The 24,419-nt window shown below is 66.7% G+C and carries 27 protein-coding genes; 19 read left to right on the top strand and 8 right to left on the bottom strand.

The genetic code is table 11. The features are described from left to right. Positions 1–5: 5 nt before the first annotated feature. Together GGQ62_RS00955 and GGQ62_RS00950 are read right to left on the bottom strand one after the other, a co-directional pair. Positions 6–812 carry a polysaccharide biosynthesis/export family protein gene (locus tag GGQ62_RS00955; protein ID WP_152576907.1) on the bottom strand — a complete coding sequence of 269 codons (807 nt, stop codon included), beginning with the start codon at positions 810–812 and terminating at the stop codon, positions 6–8. Then, positions 812–2,071 (bottom strand): outer membrane beta-barrel protein, encoded by a 1,260-nt coding sequence (locus GGQ62_RS00950; RefSeq protein ID WP_152576908.1) that lies wholly within the window; start codon positions 2,069–2,071, stop codon positions 812–814. Before GGQ62_RS00950 ends, GGQ62_RS00955 begins: the two co-directional genes overlap by 1 nt. Before the next feature lie 253 nt (positions 2,072–2,324). On the opposite strand from GGQ62_RS00950, the gene GGQ62_RS00945 reads away from it, so the two are divergent. From GGQ62_RS00945 to GGQ62_RS00890, 12 genes are all read left to right on the top strand, one after another. After that, the gene (locus GGQ62_RS00945) at positions 2,325–3,755 is read left to right on the top strand and encodes an AAA family ATPase (protein WP_152576909.1); all 1,431 of its coding nucleotides are present in this window, start codon (positions 2,325–2,327) and stop codon (positions 3,753–3,755) included. Between the two features lie 19 nt (positions 3,756–3,774). After that, positions 3,775–4,395 (top strand): CatB-related O-acetyltransferase, encoded by a 621-nt coding sequence (locus tag GGQ62_RS00940; RefSeq protein ID WP_152576910.1) that lies wholly within the window; start codon positions 3,775–3,777, stop codon positions 4,393–4,395. Next, positions 4,392–5,348, top strand: coding sequence for a glycosyltransferase family 2 protein (locus GGQ62_RS00935; protein ID WP_152576911.1), 957 nt, complete (start codon positions 4,392–4,394; stop codon positions 5,346–5,348). Before GGQ62_RS00940 ends, GGQ62_RS00935 begins: the two co-directional genes overlap by 4 nt. Next, a complete protein-coding gene (locus GGQ62_RS00930; RefSeq protein ID WP_152576912.1) occupies positions 5,348–6,436 on the top strand; it encodes a glycosyltransferase family 2 protein in 1,089 nt (362 codons plus the stop codon). The genes GGQ62_RS00935 and GGQ62_RS00930 overlap by 1 nt, the downstream gene beginning before the upstream one ends. Positions 6,437–6,576: 140 nt before the next feature. Continuing rightward, the gene (locus tag GGQ62_RS16010) at positions 6,577–7,557 is read left to right on the top strand and encodes a hypothetical protein (RefSeq protein WP_153401095.1); all 981 of its coding nucleotides are present in this window, start codon (positions 6,577–6,579) and stop codon (positions 7,555–7,557) included. A gap of 41 nt (positions 7,558–7,598) precedes the next feature. Beyond that, positions 7,599–8,768, top strand: coding sequence for a polysaccharide pyruvyl transferase family protein (locus GGQ62_RS00920; RefSeq protein ID WP_153401097.1), 1,170 nt, complete (start codon positions 7,599–7,601; stop codon positions 8,766–8,768). Continuing rightward, entirely contained in the window at positions 8,765–9,985 is a 1,221-nt protein-coding gene (locus GGQ62_RS00915; RefSeq protein ID WP_152576915.1) for a Coenzyme F420 hydrogenase/dehydrogenase, beta subunit C-terminal domain, read from the top strand. The genes GGQ62_RS00920 and GGQ62_RS00915 overlap by 4 nt, the downstream gene beginning before the upstream one ends. Next, positions 9,982–10,875: a glucose-1-phosphate thymidylyltransferase RfbA gene (gene rfbA / locus GGQ62_RS00910; protein ID WP_152576916.1), complete on the top strand. Its 894-nt coding sequence runs from the start codon at positions 9,982–9,984 to the stop codon at positions 10,873–10,875. Before GGQ62_RS00915 ends, rfbA begins: the two co-directional genes overlap by 4 nt. A 10-nt stretch (positions 10,876–10,885) precedes the next feature. Next, entirely contained in the window at positions 10,886–11,431 is a 546-nt protein-coding gene (rfbC, locus tag GGQ62_RS00905; protein WP_152576917.1) for a dTDP-4-dehydrorhamnose 3,5-epimerase, read from the top strand. A gap of 9 nt (positions 11,432–11,440) precedes the next feature. Beyond that, positions 11,441–12,295, top strand: coding sequence for a dTDP-4-dehydrorhamnose reductase (rfbD, locus tag GGQ62_RS00900; protein ID WP_152576918.1), 855 nt, complete (start codon positions 11,441–11,443; stop codon positions 12,293–12,295). Further along, the gene (gene rfbB / locus GGQ62_RS00895; protein ID WP_152576919.1) at positions 12,292–13,383 is read left to right on the top strand and encodes a dTDP-glucose 4,6-dehydratase; all 1,092 of its coding nucleotides are present in this window, start codon (positions 12,292–12,294) and stop codon (positions 13,381–13,383) included. Before rfbD ends, rfbB begins: the two co-directional genes overlap by 4 nt. Before the next feature lie 35 nt (positions 13,384–13,418). Continuing rightward, positions 13,419–14,069, top strand: coding sequence for a DUF1345 domain-containing protein (locus GGQ62_RS00890; RefSeq protein WP_152576920.1), 651 nt, complete (start codon positions 13,419–13,421; stop codon positions 14,067–14,069). Positions 14,070–14,106: 37 nt separating this feature from the next. On the opposite strand, the gene GGQ62_RS00885 is transcribed toward GGQ62_RS00890, so the two are convergent. From GGQ62_RS00885 to rpmE, 3 genes are all read right to left on the bottom strand, one after another. After that, positions 14,107–14,616 (bottom strand): Dps family protein, encoded by a 510-nt coding sequence (locus GGQ62_RS00885; protein WP_152576921.1) that lies wholly within the window; start codon positions 14,614–14,616, stop codon positions 14,107–14,109. A 103-nt stretch (positions 14,617–14,719) separates the two neighbouring features. Continuing rightward, positions 14,720–15,286 (bottom strand): hypothetical protein, encoded by a 567-nt coding sequence (locus GGQ62_RS00880; RefSeq protein ID WP_152576922.1) that lies wholly within the window; start codon positions 15,284–15,286, stop codon positions 14,720–14,722. Positions 15,287–15,427: 141 nt separating this feature from the next. Further along, positions 15,428–15,658 carry a 50S ribosomal protein L31 gene (gene rpmE / locus GGQ62_RS00875; protein WP_152576923.1) on the bottom strand — a complete coding sequence of 77 codons (231 nt, stop codon included), beginning with the start codon at positions 15,656–15,658 and terminating at the stop codon, positions 15,428–15,430. 197 nt (positions 15,659–15,855) lie between these two features. On the opposite strand from rpmE, the gene GGQ62_RS00870 reads away from it, so the two are divergent. The 5 genes from GGQ62_RS00870 (at position 15,856) to GGQ62_RS00850 (ending at position 20,992) form a co-directional block, all read left to right on the top strand. Further along, entirely contained in the window at positions 15,856–16,113 is a 258-nt protein-coding gene (locus tag GGQ62_RS00870; protein ID WP_152576924.1) for a hypothetical protein, read from the top strand. 89 nt (positions 16,114–16,202) lie between these two features. After that, a complete protein-coding gene (locus tag GGQ62_RS00865) occupies positions 16,203–17,783 on the top strand; it encodes a carboxyl transferase domain-containing protein (protein WP_152576925.1) in 1,581 nt (526 codons plus the stop codon). 4 nt (positions 17,784–17,787) lie between these two features. Next, the gene (locus GGQ62_RS00860; protein ID WP_152576926.1) at positions 17,788–18,567 is read left to right on the top strand and encodes an enoyl-CoA hydratase-related protein; all 780 of its coding nucleotides are present in this window, start codon (positions 17,788–17,790) and stop codon (positions 18,565–18,567) included. Then, on the top strand, positions 18,564–19,037 hold the full coding sequence (locus GGQ62_RS00855; protein ID WP_152576927.1) for a hypothetical protein: 474 nt from the start codon (positions 18,564–18,566) through the stop codon (positions 19,035–19,037). The genes GGQ62_RS00860 and GGQ62_RS00855 overlap by 4 nt, the downstream gene beginning before the upstream one ends. Then, positions 19,034–20,992 (top strand): acetyl/propionyl/methylcrotonyl-CoA carboxylase subunit alpha, encoded by a 1,959-nt coding sequence (locus GGQ62_RS00850; RefSeq protein WP_167649420.1) that lies wholly within the window; start codon positions 19,034–19,036, stop codon positions 20,990–20,992. The genes GGQ62_RS00855 and GGQ62_RS00850 overlap by 4 nt, the downstream gene beginning before the upstream one ends. An 82-nt stretch (positions 20,993–21,074) precedes the next feature. On the opposite strand, the gene GGQ62_RS00845 is transcribed toward GGQ62_RS00850, so the two are convergent. From GGQ62_RS00845 to GGQ62_RS00835, 3 genes are all read right to left on the bottom strand, one after another. After that, positions 21,075–21,536 (bottom strand): GNAT family N-acetyltransferase, encoded by a 462-nt coding sequence (locus GGQ62_RS00845; protein WP_341533734.1) that lies wholly within the window; start codon positions 21,534–21,536, stop codon positions 21,075–21,077. Between the two features lie 179 nt (positions 21,537–21,715). Then, the gene (locus tag GGQ62_RS00840; RefSeq protein WP_152576929.1) at positions 21,716–22,204 is read right to left on the bottom strand and encodes a hypothetical protein; all 489 of its coding nucleotides are present in this window, start codon (positions 22,202–22,204) and stop codon (positions 21,716–21,718) included. Further along, entirely contained in the window at positions 22,197–22,481 is a 285-nt protein-coding gene (locus GGQ62_RS00835; RefSeq protein WP_194163350.1) for a helix-turn-helix transcriptional regulator, read from the bottom strand. The genes GGQ62_RS00840 and GGQ62_RS00835 overlap by 8 nt, the downstream gene beginning before the upstream one ends. A 203-nt stretch (positions 22,482–22,684) precedes the next feature. Between GGQ62_RS00835 and GGQ62_RS00830 the strand changes: the two genes are divergently transcribed. Then, positions 22,685–23,848: an isovaleryl-CoA dehydrogenase gene (locus GGQ62_RS00830; protein WP_152576930.1), complete on the top strand. Its 1,164-nt coding sequence runs from the start codon at positions 22,685–22,687 to the stop codon at positions 23,846–23,848. Further along, complete coding sequence (gene mobA / locus GGQ62_RS00825) at positions 23,845–24,387, top strand: molybdenum cofactor guanylyltransferase (RefSeq protein ID WP_152576931.1); 543 nt, start codon at positions 23,845–23,847, stop codon at positions 24,385–24,387. Before GGQ62_RS00830 ends, mobA begins: the two co-directional genes overlap by 4 nt. The last annotated feature ends 32 nt before the right edge of the window (positions 24,388–24,419 follow it).

Here is a 24,419-nt window from a genome sequence, read left to right as displayed (position 1 = left end):
GCGGGTCAGAACAACCGCTCCTTGACCACGATCACGTCATTCTTCTGCACGATCTGATTCGTGTCCACATCGACTTCCTTGGCGTTGCCGCGGATCAGGCCGACCTTGTTCGACGACCCCGAGGCGGTGACACCGCCGGCGGCGGCGATCGCCTGCCGAATCGTCATGTTGGGAAGCACCGCGAAACCGCCGGGCTTGTTGATCTGCCCGGTGAGGAAGGCCAGGTCGGCATCGGGCACGAACAACGTATCGCCGCCACGCAGCAGCAGGTCCTTGTCGGGACCGCCACGCACCAGGTCCTCGACATCGAGGCGCATTTCTTCCTGTCCGGGACGGCGCAGGTAGATATAGGTCGCACCGGCATCATTGACCCAGCCGGCCTTCAACAGCGCCTCGAGAACGCGATACGGACGGTCGAGCGGGATGATCCCCGGCTGCGCGACCTTGCCGGCGACGTTCACCGACTTGCTGAGATAGTTCATGATCTCGACGTTGACGATCGGCGACTTGAGCAGCCCGCCCTTGGTCAGCGCGTCGGTGATCGCAGCGGCGAGGCTCAGGTTGGTCCGGCCAGCGGCCTTGACCGACCCGATCAGCGGCATGACGATGGTGCCGTCGGACTTGATCCGGGTGGTGATGTTGAATTCCGACTGGCCATAGACAACGACCTGCACGGTATCATCCGGCCCAAGCACATAGCCCGCCTCCTGCGCCTGCGCGCGGTCCGCCATGCCGACGACGGCAATGGCGGCGACCAGCAGCAGTGCCAGCGTCACCAGCGCCCGTCGAAAGCGATCGATCGTGTCGGTCATCAACCTCTCCCAAACTTTACACGCAACCGCAGCAGCGCTGTCGTACTCTTGAAATCGAAATCGTCCGGGTCGGCGTTGCGCTGTTGATGCGCCACGACGACACCGATCGAATACAGGGCAACCGGCGAATAGTCGAGTTGCGCATAGACCCGCGTTGTCGTGTCATTGTTCCGCAACCGGACTTCGTCCGGCGTCGTGAAGCTGCCCCGATAATCGTTCCTGTAGTGCGTGGCGCCGACGCCCGCGTCCAACTTCGAACTCAGCTTGTAGTTCACATTGGCAGAATAGCCTTGCGCAACAATGAACAGCGCACCGACATTCGGACTGACCCGCACATTGCGTGTCGCCATGATGCCGATGCTGAGCCGGCTAGAGGCGCTGTAATCGAGCGAAAAGTCGAAACCGCTACCGGTAAAGCTGTCGCGCGGCACCTGGACGACCTGTCCATTGGCATCGATCGCCAGGATGACCCCCGGAGACGGCGTCGTCTTCAGATACGACCCGCCGAACGACAGCTGGAGCCGCGAACCGAGATTGCGCGAATAGCCCAGCCGACCCGATAAGATGCGGACGCCCTCGCCGACCGGCCCGTCGATCGTCGGAGCAAAACGGTTCGGGTACGACACATTGTTGAAGTTCCCGCTCAACGAGAACTGACCGATCGTCGGCGTGCCATAGGAAATGCTGGGCGAATAGGTCGTGCTGTCGAGATCGAAGGCGGCGCGTTCCGGTCGTTCGTTGCGGATGCCGGACTTCCGCACACTGCCGGCAAAACCCAGCCCGGTGGCGGTCTGGCAGCTCGCCGACGCCGCGATCACATCGGTATTCTGCACATTATCGGTCAATTCCGCCTGGTCGAAGACGAACGACAACCGGCTCGAATATTCGGCGCCGACAACTCCGGAACAGCGCGAACCGAGCTTCCAGGCCACGCCGCCGCCGATCGAGCTGCGGTTGCGGTTGAACTCCGGATTGCCGAGCAAATAGTCACGCCCGAAATCGCCGCCAAGAAACAACTGCTGCCGTCCGACGGGCAGACCGACCGCAGCCGACACCGACGGGGTCAGCCGCACGCCGGCCTCCGGCTCCTTGGTGCGGCGAAAATTGGTGTCACTCAGCGTGTTCATGTTGAAGCCGACGGTCCAGGCCCGCCCCTGCACCATCGGTGTCGACAGCAGTCCGGCGCCCAGCACCGGGCCGTTGTCGCCATCGGTGTTCGGCGCCGCGGCGACGGGCGCCGCCGCCAGCAGCGCGACCATCGCGCACAAACGCCGGCCGTCCGCCGAACGGACGGCTCGGCGGCGGCGACCGCAGGGCGTCGCTGATGTTGCAAGGAAACGCGCTGAGATTGTCACAGCCCTGCGTGCTACACATGTGGCAGGGTATCGGCAAGGTCACTTGCCGACGTTAACGATATTCGTCTTTCAGGGTGTGGCACTTATAAAGCACGTGCAATTTCGGCTTTCAGCGTCTAGGCGAAGACACGGCCATAGCGTTGAGGATAGAGCGTAAATGATCTGGAAACGTCGCGGTCACGCTGAGTCAGTTGCAGTACAGGATGAGGCGTCGCAAGCTTTGGGCGAGCAGGCCGAAAATACCGGCATGCAGGCAGAGGCACCGCCGACATTCGCCCAGCCTCCCGCAACCAGCGTCGGCGCCGCCCTGGAAGAACGGCCGTCGTTTCTCGACCGGCTTTGGGCCAATCCGGCCGACCAGGGGCGTGTCGATACTTTGCCGCGCTTCACGGCGACCGCCTCGGATGAAGTCGAACAATCCACCGACGCGCTGATGGTGCGCCGCAAGATCGCGCTGCGCGACGCAATGGGTGCATCGCAGCCGGTCGTCGATCGCGAACATTTCGCCGGCCGCCACGACGCGCTCCGGCAACTGATCAACGCCGTCGAGCAGCAGCGCATGCATGTCGTCGTCTATGGCGAGCGCGGCATCGGCAAGACCAGCCTCGTCCATGTCTTTGCCGAAACGGCACGCGAGGCCCGCTACCTCGTGCTGTACGGCAGCTGCGGTTCGGACACGCGCTTCGAAACCCTCTTTTCCGCCTTCGCCGCGCGCATTCCGCGTCTTTATCATCGGTCGGTCCTGCCCAATTCGCCCGAAGCGGAAAGCGGCGACAATTTCGATGCGATGCTGGAACCGGGATTCGGTCCGCGTGAACTCGCCGATGTCTTCGCCGATGTGACCGGCACCCGCGTCATCCTCATTCTCGACGAATATGACCGCGTCGCCGATCCGATGTTCCGCCGCGACGTTGCCGAGCTCATCAAGAACCTGTCGGATCGCGCCTCGCGGGTGCAGTTGATCCTGACCGGCGTCGCCCAGAATCTCGACGAAATTCTCGGCTATGCGCCTTCGGTGCGCCGCAACGTCGTCGGCCTGCCGCTGCGTCCGATGTCGTCGGCCGAAGTCACCGATCTCATCGGCATCGGCGAGGCTGCCGCCGAAATCGAGTTCGCCGAAAGCGCGACGCGGATCGTGACCGTCATGGCGGGCGGGTCGCCCTATCTCGTCCGGCTTATCGCCCACCAGGCCGGCCTCGTCGCCCTCGATGCGCGCAGCGCCGTCGTCACCGATACGCACGCCACCACCGCGGTGGAACGCGTGCTGACCGAATGGAATGCCTCGCTGCCGCGGCGTGTCCAGGTCAGCCTCAGCCGCGAGGAAGCCCGGGCGCAATGGCCGGTGCTGATCGCCGCCGCACGCGCCGGCAGCGCCGCCGACGGCATGTTCAGTGCCGACGACGTCATCACCGAGCTTGGCGAAGCCCGCGTGCCGTCGATTCTCGAACGCGACCTCAAGGGCTTCACCGGTCCGCACGACCTTCTCGAAGTGCAGGAAAAGAACGGGGAGACGCAGTTCCGCTTCCGCTATCCGGGGGTCGCTGCGCTGCTGTTGATGTCGTCGGCGATGGCGCGGCTGTCGGCTTGACGATTCGGACGGACTCGCGATGATCGGCGCCCTGCTCGACCGTGTCCGGTTGCGGCTGCTGCTCCGCGACGAATATGACAGCATGGCACTGCGCACCCTGTTCGCGACGCGCTACCGGGTCGAGGTCGGGCTTTACAGCTATGGCTGTTTCGATCGCTGGCGGGTGCCGCCGCGCACCCGCATCGGCCGCTATTGCTCCTTTGCCAAATCAGTGCGCGTGCTCGACGCCAACCATCCGTTCGATGCGATGACGACCCACCCGTTCCTCTACGAAGCCAAGTTCGGAGTCGTCGCCGCCGACCGCATCAATCCGCCGTGGCTGGAGATTTCGGACGATGTCTGGATCGGCCACAACGCCATCATCACGCCGGGCTGCAAGGCCATCGGTCGCGGCGCCATCATCGGCGCCGGCGCCGTCGTCACCCGCGATGTCCCGGCCTATGCGATCATGGCCGGGACGCCGGCAAAGTTGCTGCGCCAGCGCTTCGACGCCGACACCATTGCCGCGCTGGAAGCATCGCGGTGGTGGGAGCTCGATCGCGCCGGGCTGCGCGACCTGGTGGCGGCGACGCCCGACACCGTCTTCCACCCCGATCCGGCCAACCTTGCCGCGCTGGTCGCCCGCCGGGCAGCGGCATGACCGCCCCTGCGTCCGCAGCCGAAACCGACCTGCCGCCGCACCGCCATGCGGCGCCGCGGGTGTCCGTCATCATCCCGCACCTCAACACGCCCGATCTGCTGGCCCGCTGCCTCACCTCGGTCATCGCGCAGCGGCTCGACGGTGGCGGTTTCGAAGTCCTTGTCGTCGACAATGGCTCGCACACGCCGCTGGGCGATGTCGCGGCGCGCTTCCCGGGCGTGCGCTTTCTCGCCGAACCACGCCCCGGTCCGGGCCTCGCGCGCAACCGCGGCATCGCGGCGGCCCGCGCCCCCATATTGGCCTTCATCGATGCCGATTGCCGCGCCGACGATGGCTGGCTGCAGGCCGCTGTCACCGCCGTGGCGGCCGATCCCGATCGGGCCGTCGTCGGCGGCGATGTCCGGATCGAAACCCGCGACCCCCGCTGCTTCACACCGGTGGAGGCGTATGAAAGCGTCTTCGGCTTCCGCCAGAGGATGTACATCGAAAAGCGGCAATTCTCGGTCACCGCCAACCTCGCCATGGCGGCGCGCGTGTTTCCGGCGGTCGGGCCGTTCGGCGGCATCGACATCGCGGAGGATCTCGATTGGGGCCAGCGCGCCCATGCCGCCGGCTTCGTCACCCGTTTCGTGCCGCAGATGCGCGTCTGGCATCCGGCGCGCGCCGATTTTCCGGCGCTGGCGCGCAAGTGGCAGCGGCATATCAACCATGAATATCACGATCATCTGGCGGCGGACCGGCCGCGCTGGCGCTGGCAGGCGCGCGCCGCGATGTTGCTGGTGTCGATCCTGCCCGATGCCGGGCGCTGCCTGGTCTCGGACCGTCTCGATGGTCTTGCCAACCGCTGGAAGGCCGTGACGATGCTGGCGCGCATCCGGCTGTTCCGGGCCCGCGAAATGCTGCACATTGCCAACACTGCGCAGGTGTCCGGCGCCGAGTTCTGGAACCGTTGATGATCAGGCCGACCACTCCGACCCGTGCCCCCGCGCCCGTCGCCCGGCAATCGAGCGGCGCCAGCCTGACGGCGCCGCTTGGCATCGTCCTCGTCAACTGGAACCGCTGGGCGGATACCATCGAATGCCTCGAATCGGTGCTGCGCAGCAGCATTCCGGTGCGCATCGTCGTTGTCGACAATGGCTCGACCGATGGCTCGCTCGATCGGATCGCGGCCTGGGCCGACGGCACCCAGCCGGTCGAACCGACGAGCGCCGCCATGGCGCGGTTTTCGCAACCGCCCTGCCCCAAGCCGGTCCCCTACGAACGCCTCGATGCAGCGGCGATGGCCCGGCCGGACGCTGTCGCCCGCCAATATCTGACCCTCGTCGATTCCGGCGCCAATCTGGGCTTTGCCGGTGGCAACAATGTCGGGCTGCGGCTGTTGATGGCCGATCCGCGGGTCAACTGGTTCTGGCTGCTCAACAACGATACGGTGATCGAGGCCAATGCCGCCGAGGCGCTGGTGCGCCGCATGGCGACGACCCACGATATCGGCATGTGCGGTACGATCGTGCGCTATTATCACGATCCGGAGCGCATCCAGGCGCTCAACGGCCATCGCTTCAATGTCTGGACCGGCCAGTCGCAGGGCATCGGCGTCCGCGAGCTGATCACCAAGCCGTTCGATTCCAAGCGCGTCGTGGACCAGACCGACTTCGTGCTGGGGGCGTCGCTGGGGGCCAGCCGGCGTTTCCTCGAAACCGTCGGGCCGATGGAAGACCGGTATTTCCTCTATTATGAGGAGATCGACTGGGCGGCGCGCAACAACGGCCGCTTCGCCATCGGTTTTGCCCATGGCGCCACGGTCTTTCACAAGGAAGGCGGATCGATCGGATCGTCGGGCAAACCCGGCGCGCGCAGCCTCGGCTCGGAATATTGGCTGACCCGTTCCCGGCTCGCCTTCTTTCGGCGCAACCGGCCCTGGCTGCTGCCCTGGCACTGGCTGGTGACGCTGTCGCTGATCGCGCGGCGGCTGGTCAAGGGTCAGCCGAAAAAAGCCGCCGCCATTGCCCGGGCGCTGTTCGGCCTTGGCCAGAAACCATGACGGCTGCGTTCCATGTTGACCGCGAAGACATTGCCCGCAAAGACATTGACCGCGACGACATTGACCGCGACGACTTGGCCTGTGCATGACACGCCACCGCTGACACGACATAGATACGGAGCCTTCTGCGTATGACCGTGATGAAATCGTCCTTTCTGGCCTCGGCGGCACTGACGCTGCTGGTACTTGCCGCGTGCGACAAGGCGGACAAGGCGCCCGAGGGCCAGGTCGTTGCCACCGTCGACGGCACCGAGGTCACCGTTCACGAACTCAATGCCGAAACCGCGATGCTGGCGAGCCGTGCCAATGGCGCGCCGCCCAAGCTGGTCGAATCGGTGGCGCTGCAGCGCGTCATCGAACGCAAGATGCTCGCCGACGAAGCCGCGAAGCTGAAGCTGGACAAGAACCCGCAGTTCCTGATCGCCAAGCAGCGGACCGACGAAGGGCTTCTGGTCCAGGCGCTCCAGGCCGATATCCAGGCCAAGGTGCCCAAGGCAACCCGCGAGGCGGCCCAGAAATATGTTGCCGACAATCCCCAGGTGTTCGGCGACCGCAAGGTCTTCACGCTCGACCAGATCCAGTTCCTGCGTCCCGCCAATATCGAACAGCTGCCGCTCAAGCAGGCGAAGTCGATGGCCGAAGTCGAACGCGTCCTGATCGATGCCAACATCGAATATCGCCGTGCCCCGCAGCAGCTCGATTCGCTGGTCATCAACCCGGCCTTGACCAGCGAAATCTCCAAGATCGCCGCCACCGCCAATGGCGAACCCTTCATCTTCAGCGATCAGCCGCAGGGCGCCCCGGTGCCGGTGCTGTATGTCAACAACATCACCAACACCGTCACCCAGCCGTTCACCGGTGAAAAGGCCATTACCTATGCGCAGAACCTGCTGCAGCGGCAGGATGTGCAGAAGCGGCTGGCAGCCGAACTGAAGGCCATCCAGGAAAAGTACAAGGCCAAGATCGTCTACGGCAAGGGTTACGGCCCGCCCGACACCACCAAGCTGGCGCCTGCCAAGCCCGGCGCCGCGCCGGCGGCAGCACCGGCCGCCCCGGCTGCGACGGCGCCGGCTGCCCCAGCGCCGGTTGCGGCGGCACCGGCCACTACACCGACCAACTGACCCGTTCCTTTCGTTCCTCGCTGCCCGACGGAGCATCGCACGTGAAAACGCTTCGTATCGGCTTGCTGTGGCACTCCGCCGCCGCCGGCAATCTCGGCGTCGGCGCGCTCAGCGTCGGCAATATTGCCCTGGCCCGCGCCGCGGCGGCGCGGGCCGGTCTGACACCGGAATTCACCCTGTTCGGCGGGCGCGAGACCGGCGCTGCGTATATCACCGGGCCGGACATCGGCATGCGCGTCATCGATGGCCGCTACATGGCGTCGCCGGGCGGCTATCTCGCCGATGTCCGCGCCCATGACATCATGCTCGACATCGGCGCCGGCGACAGCTTCGCCGATATCTACACGGACAAGCGCTTCGCCTATATCATGGCGACCAAGGCGATCCCGATCCTCGCCGGCACGCCACTGGTGCTGTCACCGCAAACGATCGGGCCGTTCTCGCGCCAGCCGCACGCCGGCATGGCGGCCTGGGCCTGCCGCAAGGCGAAGATGGTCTTTGCCCGCGACCCGCTGTCGATGGACGTGCTGCGCAAGCTGGCGCCGACGGCCAACGCCCGCCAGGTCATCGATGTCGCCTTCGCCCTGCCCTTCGATCGCCCGGTGCGCCCCGCCGGCGACCCCATTCGCGTCGGCCTCAACGTCTCGGGCCTGTTGATGAGCGGCGGCTATTCGGGCGGCAGCAACGATTATGGCCTCGGCTTCGACTATCCGGCGATGACCCGCGCGCTGATCACAGCGTTCACCGCCATGCCCGGCGTCGTCCTGTCGCTGGTGCCGCACGTCAATGCCCCCGACATGCCGCGCGACGACGATGGCGCCGCCTGCGACGCGCTGAAACGCGAATTTCCGCAGGTCGAACGCACACCCGACTTCGCGTCGCCATCCGCGGCCAAATCGACGATCGCCGGCCTCGATTTCCTCGTCGGCGCGCGCATGCACGCCACCATCGCCGCCTATTCCGCCGGCATTCCGGTCGTGCCGATCAGCTACAGCCGCAAGTTCGAAGGCCTTTATGGCGGCCTGCGCTACCCCTGGGTGGTCAATGCCAAGGGCATGGACACCAAGGCGGCGGTCGCCTTTGTCCTCGATGCGTTCGAGCGGCGCGTGCAGGTCGCCGCCGACATCGCCCGCGGCAAACCGGTCATCGATGCCGGCCTCGAAGACTATACCGCCGCACTCGAGGCGCAGTTCACGGCCGCTGCCCGATGAGCGCTTACACCTCGCCGGCACTGGCGCGGGTGGAGCGCGGCCAGACCTGTTCCGGCTGCGGCCTGTGCGCCGCCATCGCCTCCGGCGCCGTCACCATGGCACAAGCGCCGCCAGGGTATCTCCGGCCGGTGCAAAGCGCCCATCTCACGCCCGAACAGGAAACCGGTGTCAGCGAAGCCTGCCCTGGAATCATCGTCGACATCCGCACCGATGCGCCGGTCGACGACCTGCTCTGGGGGCCGGCGCACTTCACCGGCACCGGCTTCGTCACCGATCCGGCGCTGCGCCACCAGGCGTCGTCGGGCGGGGTGATCTCCGGGCTGCTCGTCCACGCCCTTGCCACCGGCCTTGTGGACTTTGTTGTCGAAACCGGCGCCGACCCGATCGTCCACACCGGCAACCGCAGCGTCGTTGCCCGCACCGCCGCCGAAGTGTTCGACGCCGCCGGCTCGCGCTATGCCGCGTCGTCACCGCTGGCGGGGCTGGAGGACTGGCTCGGCCGGCCCGGTCGCTTCGCCTTTGTCGGCAAGCCCTGCGACGTGGCCGCGCTGCGCGCCCGCGCCCGCCACGACCCGCGCATCGATGCCAAGGTGCCGGTCATGCTCGCCTTTTTCTGCGCCGGCATCCCCAGTGCCCGCGCCAACAACCGCCTGCTCGACGCGATGGAGGCACCGCGGGACCAGGTCACCGGCTTTCGCTATCGCGGCGATGGCTGGCCCGGCTATGCCAAGGCGACGCTCGCGGACGGCACCACCCGGCGGATGAGCTATGACGCGAGCTGGGGCCAGATCCTGTCGAAGGAAGTCCAGTTCCGCTGCAAGGTTTGCGCCGATGCCGTGGGCAGCGCCGCCGATGTCGCCTGCGCCGATGCCTGGTACGGCGATGACAAGGGCTATCCCAGCTTTCAGGAACAGGACGGCCGCAGCCTCGTCATGGCGCGCACCGCCGCAGGGCTGGCGCTGCTCGATTCGGCCCGCGCCGCCGGCACCATCGACACGACGCCGCTGGCCATGACCGAGATCATCAAGATGCAGCCGCACCAGGCGCGCCGCAAACGCCAGATTCTGTCGCGCCTTGCTGCAATGGCGGTTGCCGGTCGCCCGGCACCCCGGTATCGCGGGTTGCAGCTGTGGGCGGCAGCGGCGCGGGAAAGTCCCGTTGAACAGGCGCGCAGCTTTGCCGGGCTGGTCCGGCGTTTCCTTCAGGGGCGAGCATGACCAACAGCGGAACACAGCGCCGGGGCATCATCCTGGCAGGCGGTTCGGGCACGCGCCTTTATCCGTTGACCAAGCCGGTCTCCAAGCAGTTGATGCCGGTCTATGACAAGCCGATGATCTATTATCCGCTGTCGGTGTTGATGCTCGCCGGCATCCGCGAAGTGCTGATCATCACCACCCCGCACGACAGCGCGGCGTTCCGCGGCCTGCTCGGCGACGGCTCGGACTGGGGCATGGAAATCCAGTACGCCGTCCAGCCCGAACCCAAGGGGCTGGCGCAGGCCTATCACATCGGCGCGGACTTCGTCGGCGACCGCCCGTCGACGCTGATCCTGGGCGACAATATCTTCTACGGCCATGGCCTGCCCGAACTTCTCGGCCGCGCTTCGGACCGCAGCGATGGCGCCACCGTCTTCGGCTATTATGTCAGGGACCCACAGGCCTATGGCGTCGTCTCCTTCGACGCCGATGGCCGCGCCGCGACGATCGAGGAAAAGCCCAAGGCACCCCGATCCAACTACGCCGTCACCGGGCTCTATTTCTACGATGGCGACGCCGTCCGCCTGGCGCGGGACATCACGCCCTCGCCGCGCGGCGAGCTGGAAATCACCGATCTCAACCGGCTGTATCTCGAAGCCGGCAAGCTCCACGTCGAACTGATGGGCCGCGGCTTCGCCTGGCTCGACACCGGCACCCATGGCTCGCTGCTCGATGCCGGCCTTTATGTCCGCATCGTCGAGGAACGCCAGGGACTGAAGATCTGCTGCCCAGAGGAAATCGCCTGGCGCCAGGGCTTCATCGAGGCGGAGCAACTCGCCCGCATCGCCGAACCGCTGCGCAAATCGGGCTATGGCGAATATCTGCTCGAACAGCTGAAGACGGCCCGGTGAGGCGCACACGATGAACGTCATCGACACCGCCCTGCCCGGCGTCAAGCTGATCGAACCGCGCGTGTTCGGCGACGATCGCGGCTTTTTCCTGGAAAGCTGGAACGCCGCGACCTTCGCCGCCAACGGGCTCGACATCGCGTTCGTCCAGGACAACCACAGCCGCTCGGCGAGGGGCGTGCTGCGCGGGCTGCATTACCAGTTGCAAAGCCCGCAGGGCAAACTCGTCCGCGTCACATCGGGCGCCGTCTTCGATGTCGCCGTCGACATCCGCCGCAGCAGCCCGCATTTCGGCCAGTGGGTCGGTTATGAACTGTCGGACACCAACAAGCGCATGCTCTGGGTCCCGCCCGGCTTCGCCCATGGCTTCCTGGTGCTCAGCGACACGGCCGATTTCCTCTACAAGGTGACGACGCTGTACGACGCCCCCAATGATCGCGGCATCCGCTGGGACGATCCCGACATCGGCATCGCATGGCCCGATGTCGGTGCGGCGCCGCAGCTTTCGGGCAAGGATACCGTCGCGCCGCTGCTCGCCGATGCGCCTGTGTTCGAATAGGGTGTTCGCATGAAGTTCCTCATCGCCGGCGCCGGCGGCCAGCTCGGCCGCGCCTTGCAGGCGCGCGTTCCGGCCGGCAGCAGCGTCATCGCCCCGCCGGAGGCCGATTTCGACATTACCGACGCCGCCCGCGTCGCCGATGTCGTTGCGTCATCGGGTGCCACCCACCTCGTCAACGCCGCCGCCTATACCGCCGTCGACAAGGCGGAGGCCGATCTCGAAGCCGCGCGCCGCATCAATGTCGATGCCGTCGCCGCGCTCGCCGTCGCGGCGCGCACCGCAGGCCTTGGCTTCATCCATGTCTCGACCGATTTCGTCTTCGACGGCACCGCCAGCTCCCCCTATGCCCCCGACGCGCCGACCAACCCGATCGGCGTCTATGGCGAAACCAAGCGCGACGGTGAAATCGCCGCCGGCGCCGATGCGCTGATCGTCCGCACCGCCTGGGTCTATGCCGCCGCCGGCAACAATTTCGTCAAGACGATGTTGCGGCTGATGGCGGAACGCGATGAAGTCCGCGTCGTCGCCGACCAGATCGGCACCCCCAGCCACGCCGCCGGCCTCGCCGGGGCGCTGTGGACGCTCGCCGGCGCCAAGGCCACCGGCCTGCATCACTGGACCGATGCCGGCGCCGCCAGCTGGTATGATTTCGCCGTCGCCATCCAGGAGGAAGCGGTCGCGCTCGGCCTGCTCGCCCGCGCCGTTCCCGTCATCCCGATCCGCACCGCCGATTACCCCACCCCGGCGCAGCGCCCGGCCTATAGCGTCCTCGACAAGACCAGCAGCTGGGCGATCACCGGCCCTGCCCGCCATTGGCGCGCCGAACTGCGCGATTGCCTAGCCACCATGAAGGCCAGCTCATGAGCCATCTTCTCGTCACCGGCGGCGCCGGCTTCATCGGCGCCAATTTCGTCCATTACTGGCGCCAGCATCACCCGCAGGACAGCGTCACCGTGCTCGACGCGCTGACCTATGCCGGCAACCGCGCCAACCTTGCGGGCGCGAACAGCGTGCAGCTGGTCGAAGGCGATATCCGCGACACCCCGCTGATCGAAGGGCTGCTGCGCGACCACGCTATCGACACCATCGTGCATTTCGCGGCCGAATCGCACGTCGACCGCTCGATCCACGGCCCGGCGGCGTTCGTCGAAACCAACGTCATCGGCACGATGAACCTGCTGACGGCGGCCCGCGCCGTCTGGCTCGCCGACGGCGGCAAGCCGCACCGCTTCCACCACGTCTCGACCGACGAAGTCTATGGCACGCTCGGGCCCAACGACCCGCCGTTCAACGAAACCACCGCCTATGCCCCCAACAGCCCCTATTCGGCGTCGAAGGCGGCGAGCGACCATCTCGTCCGCGCCTGGCACCATACCTATGGCCTGCAGGTGACGACGTCGAACTGTTCGAACAACTACGGCCCCTATCAGTTTCCCGAAAAGCTGATTCCGCTATTCCTCATCAACGCCCTCCACGGCCGGCCGCTGCCGATCTATGGTGACGGCATGCAGATCCGCGACTGGCTGCATGTCGAGGACCATTGCCGCGGCATCGAAGCCGTCCTCCACCATGGCCGGGTCGGCGAAACCTATTGCATCGGCGGGGGTGCCGAACTGCCCAACATCACCGTCATCGACACGCTGTGCGCCGCCGTCGACGCCGCCTTCGCCGCCGACCCGGCGCTGGCCGCCCGCTTCCCCGAGGCGCCGGCCGCACGCGGCATTCCCACTGCCAGCCTGAAGACCACCGTTGCCGACCGGCCCGGCCATGATCGCCGCTACGCCATCGATGAAACCCGCGCCCGCGCCGAAATCGGCTATGCACCGGCCCGCGACTTCAAGACCGGCTTTGCCGCCACCCTCGCCTGGTATCTCGCCAACGAACCCTGGTGGCGCGGCGTTCTCGATGGCAGCTATCGCAACTGGGTCGAAACCAATTACGCGGCGCGCTGAAGGGTGATGCGGCGGCCGTTGGCAAGCCGCTCGACATGATCGTCCGCCGCTACGCGCGCTTTGTCGCCTTTCTCGTCGTCGGCGCCATCGCCGCCGGACTCGCGGCGCAACGTTTCGGCTGGGCGCCCGCGCTGCTGATCGGCTTCGACATCGGCACTCTGGTGTTCTTCTTGACGCTGATCTCGATGTTCCGCGGCGCCACCGCCGATTCGATGCGCGAACGGTCGCAGGCCAACGAGCCCGACCATGGTTCGCTGCTGCTGTTGTCGATGGCCATTGCCGGGGTGACGATCGCCGGCGTGTGGACCGAACTGGCGTCGATTTCCGCGGGCCCGGGCGAGGGCGATCGCCCGATGATTGCATTGGCGATGGGCAGCCTCGTGCTCGCCTGGCTCTTCGCCAATGTGCTCGGCGCCATCCATTATGCGCATCTCTGGTATCTGCGCGGGCCCGATGGCAAGGATGCGCGCGGGCTGGATTTTCCCGGGCCGTGTCTCGACCCGGATTATTTCGACTTCGCCTATTTCGCCGCCGTGCTCAGCATGACCTTCCAGGTGTCCGACGTCGCGATCACGTCAAAGCACATGCGGCGGCTGGCGCTGGTTCATGGCCTTGTCGCCTTCCTGTTCAACTTCAGCGTCATCGCCTTGTCGGTCAATCTGGTGACCGGCGTGATGGGGACGTAACGGCCGCCGCCGCCAACATGGCAGCGGCCGGCATCGGTCAGGCGAGTGTGGCGCGCAACATCCAGGCGGTCTTTTCATGCACCTGCATGCGCTGGGTCAACAGGTCGGCCGTCGGCTCGTCATGCGCCTCATCGGCGATCGGGAAAACGCTGCGCGCGGTGCGCACCACGGCGAGCTGGTCAGCGGCGAGAATCCGCACCATCTCCTCGGCCGGCGGGTTGCCATCGGCTTCGGTGATCGTCGACAGCCGCGCGAACGCCGAATAGCTGCCCGGCGCCGGCACGCCGAGCGCGCGGATCCGCTCCGCAATCAGGTCGACGGCCGCCGCCAGCTCGGTATACTGACCTTCGAACATCAGATGCAGCGAGTTGAACTGCGGACCAGTAACGTTCCAGTGGAAGTTATGCGTCTTCAGATACAGGGTATAGGTGTCGGCGAGAAGCCGCGACAGGCCGGCTGCGATGTCCAGCCGCTGCTTGTCGTCGAACCCCAGGTCGATTGCATCCAGCGCCTCGGCGGCCGCCAGCTTCTTGCCCGATTTCGCCATACATCACCTCCATTGAAGCGATGACCCTAGGCGGTGCGGCGACAGCATCCAACCGGAAAAACCGATCAGGGCCATCGCCGCACTGCGTCACCTCAACGCTGGATCAGCGGCAGGTGACGTTGTTCTTGCCGACCGACGATCCGAGAACAGCACCCAGGCCGCCACCCAGGATCGACCCCAACGTCTTCGATCCGCCCGGCGCGATGACATTGCCGAGCACGCCGCCGCCGAGCGCGCCGACGATCAGGCCCGTCGTGCCGTCGTTGCGGCGGCAGTAATAGCGATTGTCCTGGCCGCGGTAGATGCGTTCATTCGCGGTGAGCCGGCGCGGCTGGTAGTTGTTCCCGCCACGATAATAGTTGTCGGCATAATAGCCGTTGTAGCGAGGGTCCGGTCGGTTGTGCGAATAGGCACGGCCGCGGTTCCAGTCGCGGGCATCCTGCCGCGCCTCGTTCTGTGCCCGCCGCAGGTCGCGCGTCTCTTCCCGCACATCCCGACGGTCGCCGTTGCGGACCGCCTGCCGCACGTCGCGGCGTTCCTCGGCAATGCGACGCTGGTTGTCACGCAGTTCGTTGGCGTCGACATAGGCCCGATCGCGCGGCTGTGCCTGCAACGGCATCGCGGTGGTGACGATGGCAAGAGCAGTCATCGACATCAAGATGGTACGCATGGGCACAGTCCTTCTTCTGGTGCCGACCAGAAATGCATGACCCCGCATGGAGGTTTCATGAACGTAACGGACAGCGCGTGTTCAGGTTGGAAGGGGCGCCGATACAACCGGCCCGGAGCCACGCCCCGGGCCGCGTGATGCCTAATCCTTCTTCAGGCCGAAACCCGAAAAGCGCTTGTTGAAGCGCGCCACCTGGCCGCCGGCATCGAGCATCTTGCCGGCGCCGCCGACCCAAGCCGGGTGCGAGGTCGGGTCGATATCCAGCGCCAGCGTATCGCCTTCCTTGCCGTAGGTCGAACGCGTGGAATATTCGCTGCCGTCGGTCATCTTGACGGTAATGCGGTGATAATCGGGGTGGATACCGGGCTTCATGTCTGGCGCTTTCGTGGCTGCGGCTGGTTCCGACCAGCCTGTTGTGACGGCGGCCCATAGCCGACCTGGCCCCTGCGGGCAAGCGCCAGCCGCGCTGCGCGACCGGCGGGTGTTTTTTGCGGCAACGGGAAGGCTTTGACTTGCGCCTGTAACAACAGCGGTGCATGCTGCACTGCAACAGGAAAGGGAGGCCGGACATGACCGCTTTTGGCAATACCCGATGTGTGGCGAAGCTGCGCGACCTGGCACAGCTGCGCCTGTTGATCCTGTCGATGCTGTTCGTGCCGGGCCACGCCATGGCAGCGCAAGTCCCTGCATCCGTGCAACGAATTGCCGATGCGGCATCGCGCGACGCCACCCGCCTGTCGGCGCTGGTGCTGGTCTGCGTCGTCTTCGGCCTGTTCGTCCTCGCCGATCGCCGCCGGCGCTCGCGGGTCCGCCAGGCCTCTGCCTGACGCACTGCAACATCGCAGCCGCGAAGCCGAAAACCCCGCCGCCACGTATCGGTTGAGCCGGGGCGACGAACCGGCCTATACGGCTTGGCATGCCCCAGATCGGTCAGCCTCTCGTCCCCAGCGCCGAAACGCGCGCCAATGCCGCTGCGATGGCAGTCCTGGTGGCCGATCTTCGCGCCAAGGTGGCCGAAATCGCCCTGGGAGGCCCGTCGGCCAGCCGCGATCGCCATGTCGCGCGCGGCAAGCTGTTGCCGCGCCAGCGCGTCGAGGCGCTGCTCGATCCCGGCACCGCCTTCCTTGAAATCGGGCAGTTGGCAGCGCACGGCGTCTATGGCGAGGATGTCCCCGCCGCCGGCATGATCGCCGGGGTCGGTCAGGTCGCCGGCCGGCTGTGCGTAATTGTTGCCAATGACGCGACGGTGAAGGGCGGCAGCTATTATCCGCTCACCGTCAAGAAGCACCTGCGCGCCCAGGAAATCGCCGCCCAGAACGCCCTGCCCTGCGTCTATCTCGTCGATTCGGGCGGTGCCAACCTGCCGCGTCAGGACGAGGTCTTCCCAGATCGTGACCATTTCGGCCGCATCTTCTTCAACCAGGCCAATATGTCGGCACAAGGGATCGCCCAGATCGCCGTGGTGATGGGCAGTTGCACCGCCGGCGGCGCCTATGTCCCCGCCATGGCCGACGAATCGATCATCGTCCGCGACCAGGGCACGATCTTCCTCGGCGGGCCGCCGCTGGTAAAGGCCGCCACCGGCGAGGAAGTCACCGCAGAGGAGCTCGGCGGCGGCGACGTCCACACCCGCCTGTCCGGCGTCGCCGATCATCTGGCGGAGGACGATCCCGACGCGCTGCGCATCGCCCGCAGTATCGTCGCCACCCTGCCCGCGCCCGCGCAGGTCGCCGCCCAGCCGACGCGCCCGCCGCACTTCGACGCCCAGGACCTCCACGCGCTGGCACCGCTCGACACCCGCCACCCGGTCGACGTGCGCGAAGTCATCGCGCGCATCGTCGACGCGTCGGACCTCCATGAATTCAAGCCGCGCTTCGGCGAAACGCTGGTCACCGGCTTTGCCCATGTCGGAGGCATGCCGGTCGCCATCCTCGCCAACAACGGCATCCTGTTTTCCGAAAGCGCGCAAAAGGGCGCGCATTTCATCGAACTTGCCTGCCAGCGCCGCATCCCCTTGCTGTTCCTCCAGAACATTTCGGGCTTCATGGTCGGCAAGCGCTTCGAGAACGAAGGCATCGCCAAGCACGGCGCCAAGCTCGTCACCGCCGTCGCCTGCGCTGCCGTCCCCAAGATCACCGTCGTCACCGGCGGCAGCTTTGGCGCCGGCAATTACGGCATGTGCGGCCGCGCCTATTCGCCCCGCTTCCTGTGGATGTGGCCCAACGCCCGCATCAGCGTCATGGGCGGCGAACAGGCGGCATCGGTGCTCGCCACCGTCAAGTCCGGCGGCTTCAAGTCCGCTGCCGACGAAGAAGCCTTCAAGGCCCCCATCCGCGCCCAGTACGACCGCGAAGGCCACCCCTATTACGCCAGCGCCCGCCTGTGGGACGACGGCATCATCGACCCTGCCGATACCCGCGCCGTCGTCGCGCTCAGCCTCGCGGCCGCGCTGCAACAGCCGGTGCCGGAGACGCGCTTCGGCACGTTCCGGATGTGACGGCATGAGCCTGTCGACCACCATCACCGCCGGCGTGGCGCATGTCACCCTCGCCCGCCCAGCCCAGCACAATGCCTTTGACGAGGTGTTGATCGCGGCGCTGACTGCGACGTTCAACGCCCTCGGCATCGACCCGGCGGTGCGCGCCATCATCCTGTCGGGCGAGGGCAAGTCCTTCTGCGCCGGCGCCGACCTCGGCTGGATGAAGCGCGCCGCCGCCTTTACCGAGGCCGAGAATCGCGCCGACGCGATGCGGCTGTCGGACATGCTCGCCGCCATCGATAGCTGCCCCAAGCCGGTCATCGCCCGCGTCCATGGCAATGTCGCCGGCGGCGGCGTCGGCCTCGTCGCCTGCGCCGACATGGCGGTCGCCATCGACGGCACGCAGTTCCGGCTGTCCGAAGTCCGCCTCGGCCTCACCCCCGCCACCATTTCCCCCTTCGTTGTCGCCCGCATCGGCGCCGGCCAGGCGCGCCGCTGGTTCCTCACCGCCGAGGCGTTCGACGCCGCACAGGCCAGGGCCATCGGCCTCGTCCATGAAACCGCCGCCGATGCCGCCGCGGCCGACGCCATCATCGCCGGCTGGCTGTCCCACCTCACCGCCGCCGCCCCCGGCGCCGTCGCCGACGCCAAGGCGCTTGTGGCCGACGTCGCCGGCCGCACGATCACCGACGCGCTGCGCGCCCTGACCGCCAGCCGCATCGCCGCGCGACGCGCCTCTGCCGAGGGCCGTGAAGGGCTGGCGGCCTTCTTCGACAAGCGCAAACCGGAGTGGAGCCGATGAAATTCGCCCCTGTTGCCCCTGTCGCCCCTGTTGCCCTTGTCGCTCTGCTGCTCGCCGGCCCCGCCGCGGCGTCGCCGCAGGCCGAAGTGGCTGCGGCGCTGGATGCCTTCATGGCCAGCGTCAACACCAGCAACGCCGATGCCTTCACCGCCGCCGTCGATCCGCGCGCCATGATCCAGGTCCAGCAGTTCCAGCCCGACGGCAGCAGCGCCCTGCGCGTCTTCCCGGCCAGCGACTTTGCCGCGCGGTTGCGCAGCCGCACCGGCAAATCCACCGTCGATGAACGGCTGATCGACCCGCAGATCCTCGTCACCCGCGACTTCGCCCATGTCTGGACGCCCTACAGCGTCGATATCGATGGCAAGCGGCTGCATTGCGGCGTCAATTCGTTCAGCTTCATCAAGACCGCGGGCAAATGGCTGGTCACCAACCTCACCTGGACCGCCGATCCGCAAGGCTGCCCGAAATGAAAAAGCTGCTCATCGCCAACCGCGGCGAAATCGCCCGCCGCATCATCCGCACCGCCGACGCCATGGGAATCGCCAGCGTCGCCGTCTATTCGGATGCCGACGCCGCCAGCCCCTATGTCCGCGAGGCCGGCCAGTCGGTCGCCATCGGCCCCGCCGACGCCCGCCCCTACCTGGACAGTGACAAGATCATCGCCGCCGCGCGCCTGACCGGCGCCGACGCCATCCACCCCGGCTATGGCTTCCTGTCGGAGAATGCCGATTTCGCCAAGGCCGTCCGCAAGGCCGGGCTGGTCTTCGTCGGCCCGCCCGAAGCCGCCATGCGCGTCATGGCCTTGAAGGACAGCGCCAAGGCGGCGATGAAAAAGGCCGGCGTGCCGATCACCCCCGGCTATCAGGGCAATGACCAGTCGCTCGTCCGCCTGCAACGCGCCGCCGAAGGCGTCGGCTTTCCGCTGCTCATCAAGGCGGTCGCCGGCGGCGGCGGCAAGGGCATGCGCGCCGTCCATGACGCTGCCGACTTCCAGGATGCGCTGATGGCGGCGCAGCGCGAGGGCCAGGCCAGCTTCGGCAATGCCGGAGTCATGCTTGAAAAGCTCATCCAGCGGCCGCGCCACGTCGAAGTCCAGGTCTTTGCCGATTCGCACGGCAATGTCGTCCATCTGTTCGAACGCGATTGCTCGCTGCAACGCCGCCACCAGAAGGTCATCGAGGAAGCCCCGGCCCCCGGCCTTTCCGAAACCCTGCGCCACACGCTGGGCGTTGCCGCCGCCACCGCTGCCCATGCCATCGGCTACCAGGGCGCCGGCACGGTGGAATTCATCCTCGATCTCGATGCCGTCGATGCCAGTGGCGACCCGGCCTTCTATTTCATGGAAATGAACACTCGGCTGCAGGTCGAACATCCGGTCACCGAGGCGATCACCGGCCATGACCTTGTCGAATGGCAGCTGCGCGTCGCCCGCGGTGAAATGCTCCCCGCCAACCAGGACGCACTCACCGTCACCGGCCACGCCGTCGAGGCGCGGCTTTACGCCGAGGACGCCGACGGCGGCTTCCTGCCCTCCACCGGCACGCTGACCGCGCTGGCGTTCGGGAGTGGGGCCGGCATCCGCATCGACACCGGGGTCGAAACCGGCAGCGTCATCGGCCTCGATTACGACCCGATGATTGCCAAGGTCATCGCCTGGGGCCCCGACCGCGCCACTGCGATCGACCGGCTCGTCGGCGCCCTCGGCGGCACGGTCGTCGAAGGGCTGAAATCCAACCGCGCCTTTCTCGCCCGCCTTGCCAACCACCCGGCGTTCCGTGCCGGCGATGTCGATACCGGCTTCATCCCGCGCCACGCCGCCGAACTGACACCGCCCGACACCGTCCCCGAAATTGCGCTGGCGCTGGCAGCGCTGGCGCTGGTTCTCGATACCCGCCCCGGCGGGCCCTTTGCCGGCAGCGGCTTCCGCCTCAACCTGCCCGAAGAACGCGTCATCCGGCTGTGGTCGGGCACGGTCGCGCATTGCCTGACTGTGCGCCGCGCCGGGACGCGCTTCCGCCTCGGCGGGCTCGACACCGTCGCCGAGGCCGGCGCCGTGCGCGATGGCCACCGCATCCACCTCGATCGCGGCGGCGAACTCGTCACCGCCGATGTCATCATCGCCGATGCCGCCGTCGAGGTGCGCGTCAACGGCCAGACCTACACGCTCGCCACCCGCGCCCCGGCCAGGGCCGCCCAGGCCGGCGCCAGCGACGGCCGCATCATCGCGCCGATGCCCGGCCGCGTCCTTGCCGTCGACATCAAGGTCGGCGACGCCGTCGCGCCGGGCGACCGGTTGCTGGTGCTCGAAGCGATGAAGATGGAACACCGCATCACCGCCCGCGCTGCCGGCACCATCGCCGCAGTAAACATCGCCGAAGGCGACCAGGTGGCCGACGGCATGCTGCTGGTGGAAATCACCGCCTGACCTTCTCCCCTCCCGGCACGGGAGGGTGATCACCCCCCCCAATCTTCTCCCCTCCCGGCACGGGAGGGGTCGGGGGTGGGTTCTAAAACACCATCGTCATGAACTGATTATACGGACTCGGTGCATAATCGGCAAAGGCGTCACAGCCGACAAACCCCGCCGACCGATAAAGCGCCACCGCCGGCGCATGCAACGCGCCGGTCCCTGTCTCCAGGTTCAGCCGCGCATAGCCCCGCGCCCGCGCCTCGGCGATGACATGCAGCAGCAGCGCCCGCCCGACCCCGGTGCCACGAAACGCCGGCGCCGCCCGCATCGACTTCAACTCGCCCTGTCGGTCGTCCAGCACCTTCAACGCGACGAACCCGGCCAGCGCATCCCCCCGCCACGCCGTCCAGAATGTCACCTCGGGCGCCGATAGCCCCGTCGCATCGAGCGCAAAGGCATGGCTCGCCATCACGCTGCGCAACTCGGCCAGATGATACGCCAGCAACGCCGCGACATGCGCAGCGGCCGGATCGTCACGCCGGATGACCAGTTCATTCACCAAATACGCCCCCTCGATACCGACCCCAAAACCCGCTCATCCCGAGCGAAGTCGAGGGACGCTCGAACCACCGACCGAGCGTCCCTCGACTTCGCTCGGGATGAGCGGGGAGGAGGATGCTCGCGGATTCAAAAACCTTGTCATCCCAGGCCTGACCCGCGATCCGGCTGCCCCGACGCTCACCCGATCTCGTGGTCCATATCATCCACCCCGACAGCTTCGCCACCATCACGCCACGCCAGCACGATGCCCGGCATGGCGAGATGGACCCACGCCAGGCTCCAAAGCAGCGACCGCGCCGTTGCCGCCGCAGGCATCGGCAAACCCCAGCCTTCCGCCCGCAGGCCATAAAAGGCCACAGACAACCAGATCAGTCCCATCGCCCGGTGGGCGAACATGAAGCTTGCGGCGCGTTCCGCATGCTCGCGCTCGTCGAATTCGCCGGGCTGTACGCCACGCCACCCGGGTGCCGCGACCGATATCCAGAGCAGAAGCGGGACCGCCGCCATGGCTGCGAAAACATCGAGTGGCAGCCTGACCCAAACCGACGCGACGGCGATACTTGGCAGCACCAGATAATGGCAAGCGAGTCCTGCCGACGCCACCAGCGACGCGATGCGCACCTGTCTCGGCGTCATCATCCCCCAATAGTGCCCCCGCTCAGCCATGCCTGTCCCCCTCCCGATCTTTCGCGATCATCGCCAACGCGTTCGCCAGCGTCGGAAACGGGTCCAGCGAGAACAGCGTCTCCACCGGCACCCCGAACACCGCCGCCAGTTTCAGCCCCAGTTCGAGGCTCGGGCCATATTGCCCGCGCTCGAGAAAGCCTATCGTCTGCGGATTGACATCGACCCGCTCGGCCAGCGCCGCCCGCGACAGTCCCGCCTCGACGCGGAACAGCGCAAGCCGATTGTGCAGACTGGCCGAGACGTTTTCGGAACCCATGATATATTGCTTATACACAACACAACTGAACGTGCAAACGCCGGTTTCTGCCCCTGTCCTACGCACCCCAACTCGTTTAGAACATTCAGCCGGGCCGGCGTCGCCTCGCCGCGTCCGGCACGACAGACGCCTTTTTGCACACCCCAATTCGGTGTGACTTTCGAGACTTTCGCCCCGCCTTGCCACGCCAGGAACCCCCGACGATGCTCTCCACACTGCGGTTCAATCACGGTGAAACCATCGACATGCTGCGCGACAGCGTCGCCGCTTTCGCCGCCGCCGAAATCGCCCCGCGCGCTGCGGAAATCGATGCCAGCAACGCGTTCCCGATGGACCTTTGGAAAAAACTCGGCGACCTCGGCCTCCACGGCATCACCGTCAAGGAGGAAGACGGCGGCGCCGGGCTCGGCTATCTCGCCCATGTCATCGCCATCGAGGAAATCAGCCGCGCCTCTGCCAGTGTCGGCCTGTCCTATGGCGCGCACAGCAACCTGTGCATCAACCAGATTGCCCGCTGGGGCACCGCCGACCAGAAGCAGCGCTATCTGCCCCGGCTGATTTCCGGGGACCATGTCGGCAGCCTTGCCATGTCGGAATCGGGCAGCGGCTCCGATGTCATATCGATGAAGCTGCGCGCCGATCGCAAGGGCAACGACGCCTTTGTCCTCAATGGCAACAAGTTCTGGATCACCAACGGTCCTGATGCCGATACCCTCGTCGTCTATGCCAAGACCGATGTCGACGCCGGCCCGCGCGGCATCACCGCTTTCCTCATCGAACGTGGGATGAAGGGTTTCACGACGGCGCAAAAGCTCGACAAGCTCGGCATGCGCGGGTCGAACACCTGCGAACTGGTTTTTGAAGATTGCGAAGTGCCGGCGGAAAATGTCCTCGGCGGTGTCGGCATCGGCGCCCGGGTGCTGATGTCGGGCCTCGATTACGAACGTGTCGTGCTCAGCGGCGGCCCGCTCGGCATCATGGCGGCGTGCATGGATGTCGTCGTGCCCTATGTCCATGATCGCAGCCAGTTCGGCGCACCGATCGGCAGCTTCCAGCTGATGCAGGGCAAGCTGGCCGACATGTATGTCGCCCAGTCGACCGCCCGCGCCTATACCTATGCCGTCGCCGATGCCTGCGACCGCGGCGAAACCACCCGCAAGGATTCGGCCGGCTGCATCCTCTATTCGGCGGAAAAGGCGACCTGGATGGCGCTGGAGGCGATCCAGTGCCTTGGCGGCAACGGCTATATCAACGATTATCCCACCGGCCGCCTGCTCCGCGATGCCAAGCTGTACGAAATCGGCGCCGGCACCAGTGAAATCCGCCGCTACCTGATCGGCCGCGAGCTGTTCGACGAAACCGCGTGAGGGTTCTGGGGGCAGTCCTGGCCGGCGGCGCCGCGTCGCGCTTCGGTTCGGACAAGGCGTCGGCGCTGTTCGACGGGCGGCCGCTGATCGACCATGTCATCGCCGCGCTGGCACCGCAGGTCGATGGGCTTGTCGTCGTCGGCCGCGATTGGCCAGGACATGTGCGCGTGGATGACCTGCCGGTCGCCGGGCTCGGCCCGCTCGGCGGCCTCTGCGGCGCCCTCCTCCATGGCCTGCACCATGGTTTCGACGCCGTGCTGTGCGCGCCCTGCGACACGGTCGGCCTGCCTGGCGACCTTGTGACGCGGTTCGGTGCCGGGCCAACCGTGGCGCGCGGGCAGCGCAGCATCGGCCTGTGGCCTGCCAGCTATGGGCCGACGCTGCTGGCGCGATTGACCAGCGGCGGCAGCCGCGCCCTCCATGTCTGGGCCACATCGACCGAGGCGCGCGAAGTCGATTGCGGGCCGCTGCGCAACATCAACCGGCCGGCCGACCTGGAACTGCTAACGACTCGCAAAGGGCAACCGGATGAACGCTGACGGGTTCAGTGAAAACCCCCGCCAGGAGATTA

It is taken from the genome of Polymorphobacter fuscus (assembly GCF_011927825.1).
GTDB classification, from domain to species: domain Bacteria; phylum Pseudomonadota; class Alphaproteobacteria; order Sphingomonadales; family Sphingomonadaceae; genus Sandarakinorhabdus; species Sandarakinorhabdus fusca.
The sequence above is the reverse complement of the archived record's forward strand: the minus strand, read 5'-3'. Positions and strand labels throughout refer to the sequence as shown.

Coding starts and splice junctions, on each gene's coding strand:
- GGQ62_RS00955 (WP_152576907.1), bottom strand. CDS start 812: ATGACCGACACGATCGATCGCTTTCGACGGGCGCTGGTGACGCTGGCA.
- GGQ62_RS00950 (WP_152576908.1), bottom strand. CDS start 2,071: ATGGTCGCGCTGCTGGCGGCGGCGCCCGTCGCCGCGGCGCCGAACACC.
- GGQ62_RS00945 (WP_152576909.1), top strand. CDS start 2,325: ATGATCTGGAAACGTCGCGGTCACGCTGAGTCAGTTGCAGTACAGGAT.
- GGQ62_RS00940 (WP_152576910.1), top strand. CDS start 3,775: ATGATCGGCGCCCTGCTCGACCGTGTCCGGTTGCGGCTGCTGCTCCGC.
- GGQ62_RS00935 (WP_152576911.1), top strand. CDS start 4,392: ATGACCGCCCCTGCGTCCGCAGCCGAAACCGACCTGCCGCCGCACCGC.
- GGQ62_RS00930 (WP_152576912.1), top strand. CDS start 5,348: ATGATCAGGCCGACCACTCCGACCCGTGCCCCCGCGCCCGTCGCCCGG.
- GGQ62_RS16010 (WP_153401095.1), top strand. CDS start 6,577: ATGAAATCGTCCTTTCTGGCCTCGGCGGCACTGACGCTGCTGGTACTT.
- GGQ62_RS00915 (WP_152576915.1), top strand. CDS start 8,765: ATGAGCGCTTACACCTCGCCGGCACTGGCGCGGGTGGAGCGCGGCCAG.
- rfbA (WP_152576916.1), top strand. CDS start 9,982: ATGACCAACAGCGGAACACAGCGCCGGGGCATCATCCTGGCAGGCGGT.
- rfbC (WP_152576917.1), top strand. CDS start 10,886: ATGAACGTCATCGACACCGCCCTGCCCGGCGTCAAGCTGATCGAACCG.
- rfbD (WP_152576918.1), top strand. CDS start 11,441: ATGAAGTTCCTCATCGCCGGCGCCGGCGGCCAGCTCGGCCGCGCCTTG.
- rfbB (WP_152576919.1), top strand. CDS start 12,292: ATGAGCCATCTTCTCGTCACCGGCGGCGCCGGCTTCATCGGCGCCAAT.
- GGQ62_RS00890 (WP_152576920.1), top strand. CDS start 13,419: ATGATCGTCCGCCGCTACGCGCGCTTTGTCGCCTTTCTCGTCGTCGGC.
- GGQ62_RS00885 (WP_152576921.1), bottom strand. CDS start 14,616: ATGGCGAAATCGGGCAAGAAGCTGGCGGCCGCCGAGGCGCTGGATGCA.
- GGQ62_RS00880 (WP_152576922.1), bottom strand. CDS start 15,286: ATGCGTACCATCTTGATGTCGATGACTGCTCTTGCCATCGTCACCACC.
- rpmE (WP_152576923.1), bottom strand. CDS start 15,658: ATGAAGCCCGGTATCCACCCCGATTATCACCGCATTACCGTCAAGATG.
- GGQ62_RS00870 (WP_152576924.1), top strand. CDS start 15,856: ATGACCGCTTTTGGCAATACCCGATGTGTGGCGAAGCTGCGCGACCTG.
- GGQ62_RS00865 (WP_152576925.1), top strand. CDS start 16,203: ATGCCCCAGATCGGTCAGCCTCTCGTCCCCAGCGCCGAAACGCGCGCC.
- GGQ62_RS00860 (WP_152576926.1), top strand. CDS start 17,788: ATGAGCCTGTCGACCACCATCACCGCCGGCGTGGCGCATGTCACCCTC.
- GGQ62_RS00855 (WP_152576927.1), top strand. CDS start 18,564: ATGAAATTCGCCCCTGTTGCCCCTGTCGCCCCTGTTGCCCTTGTCGCT.
- GGQ62_RS00850 (WP_167649420.1), top strand. CDS start 19,034: ATGAAAAAGCTGCTCATCGCCAACCGCGGCGAAATCGCCCGCCGCATC.
- GGQ62_RS00840 (WP_152576929.1), bottom strand. CDS start 22,204: ATGGCTGAGCGGGGGCACTATTGGGGGATGATGACGCCGAGACAGGTG.
- GGQ62_RS00835 (WP_194163350.1), bottom strand. CDS start 22,481: ATGGGTTCCGAAAACGTCTCGGCCAGTCTGCACAATCGGCTTGCGCTG.
- GGQ62_RS00830 (WP_152576930.1), top strand. CDS start 22,685: ATGCTCTCCACACTGCGGTTCAATCACGGTGAAACCATCGACATGCTG.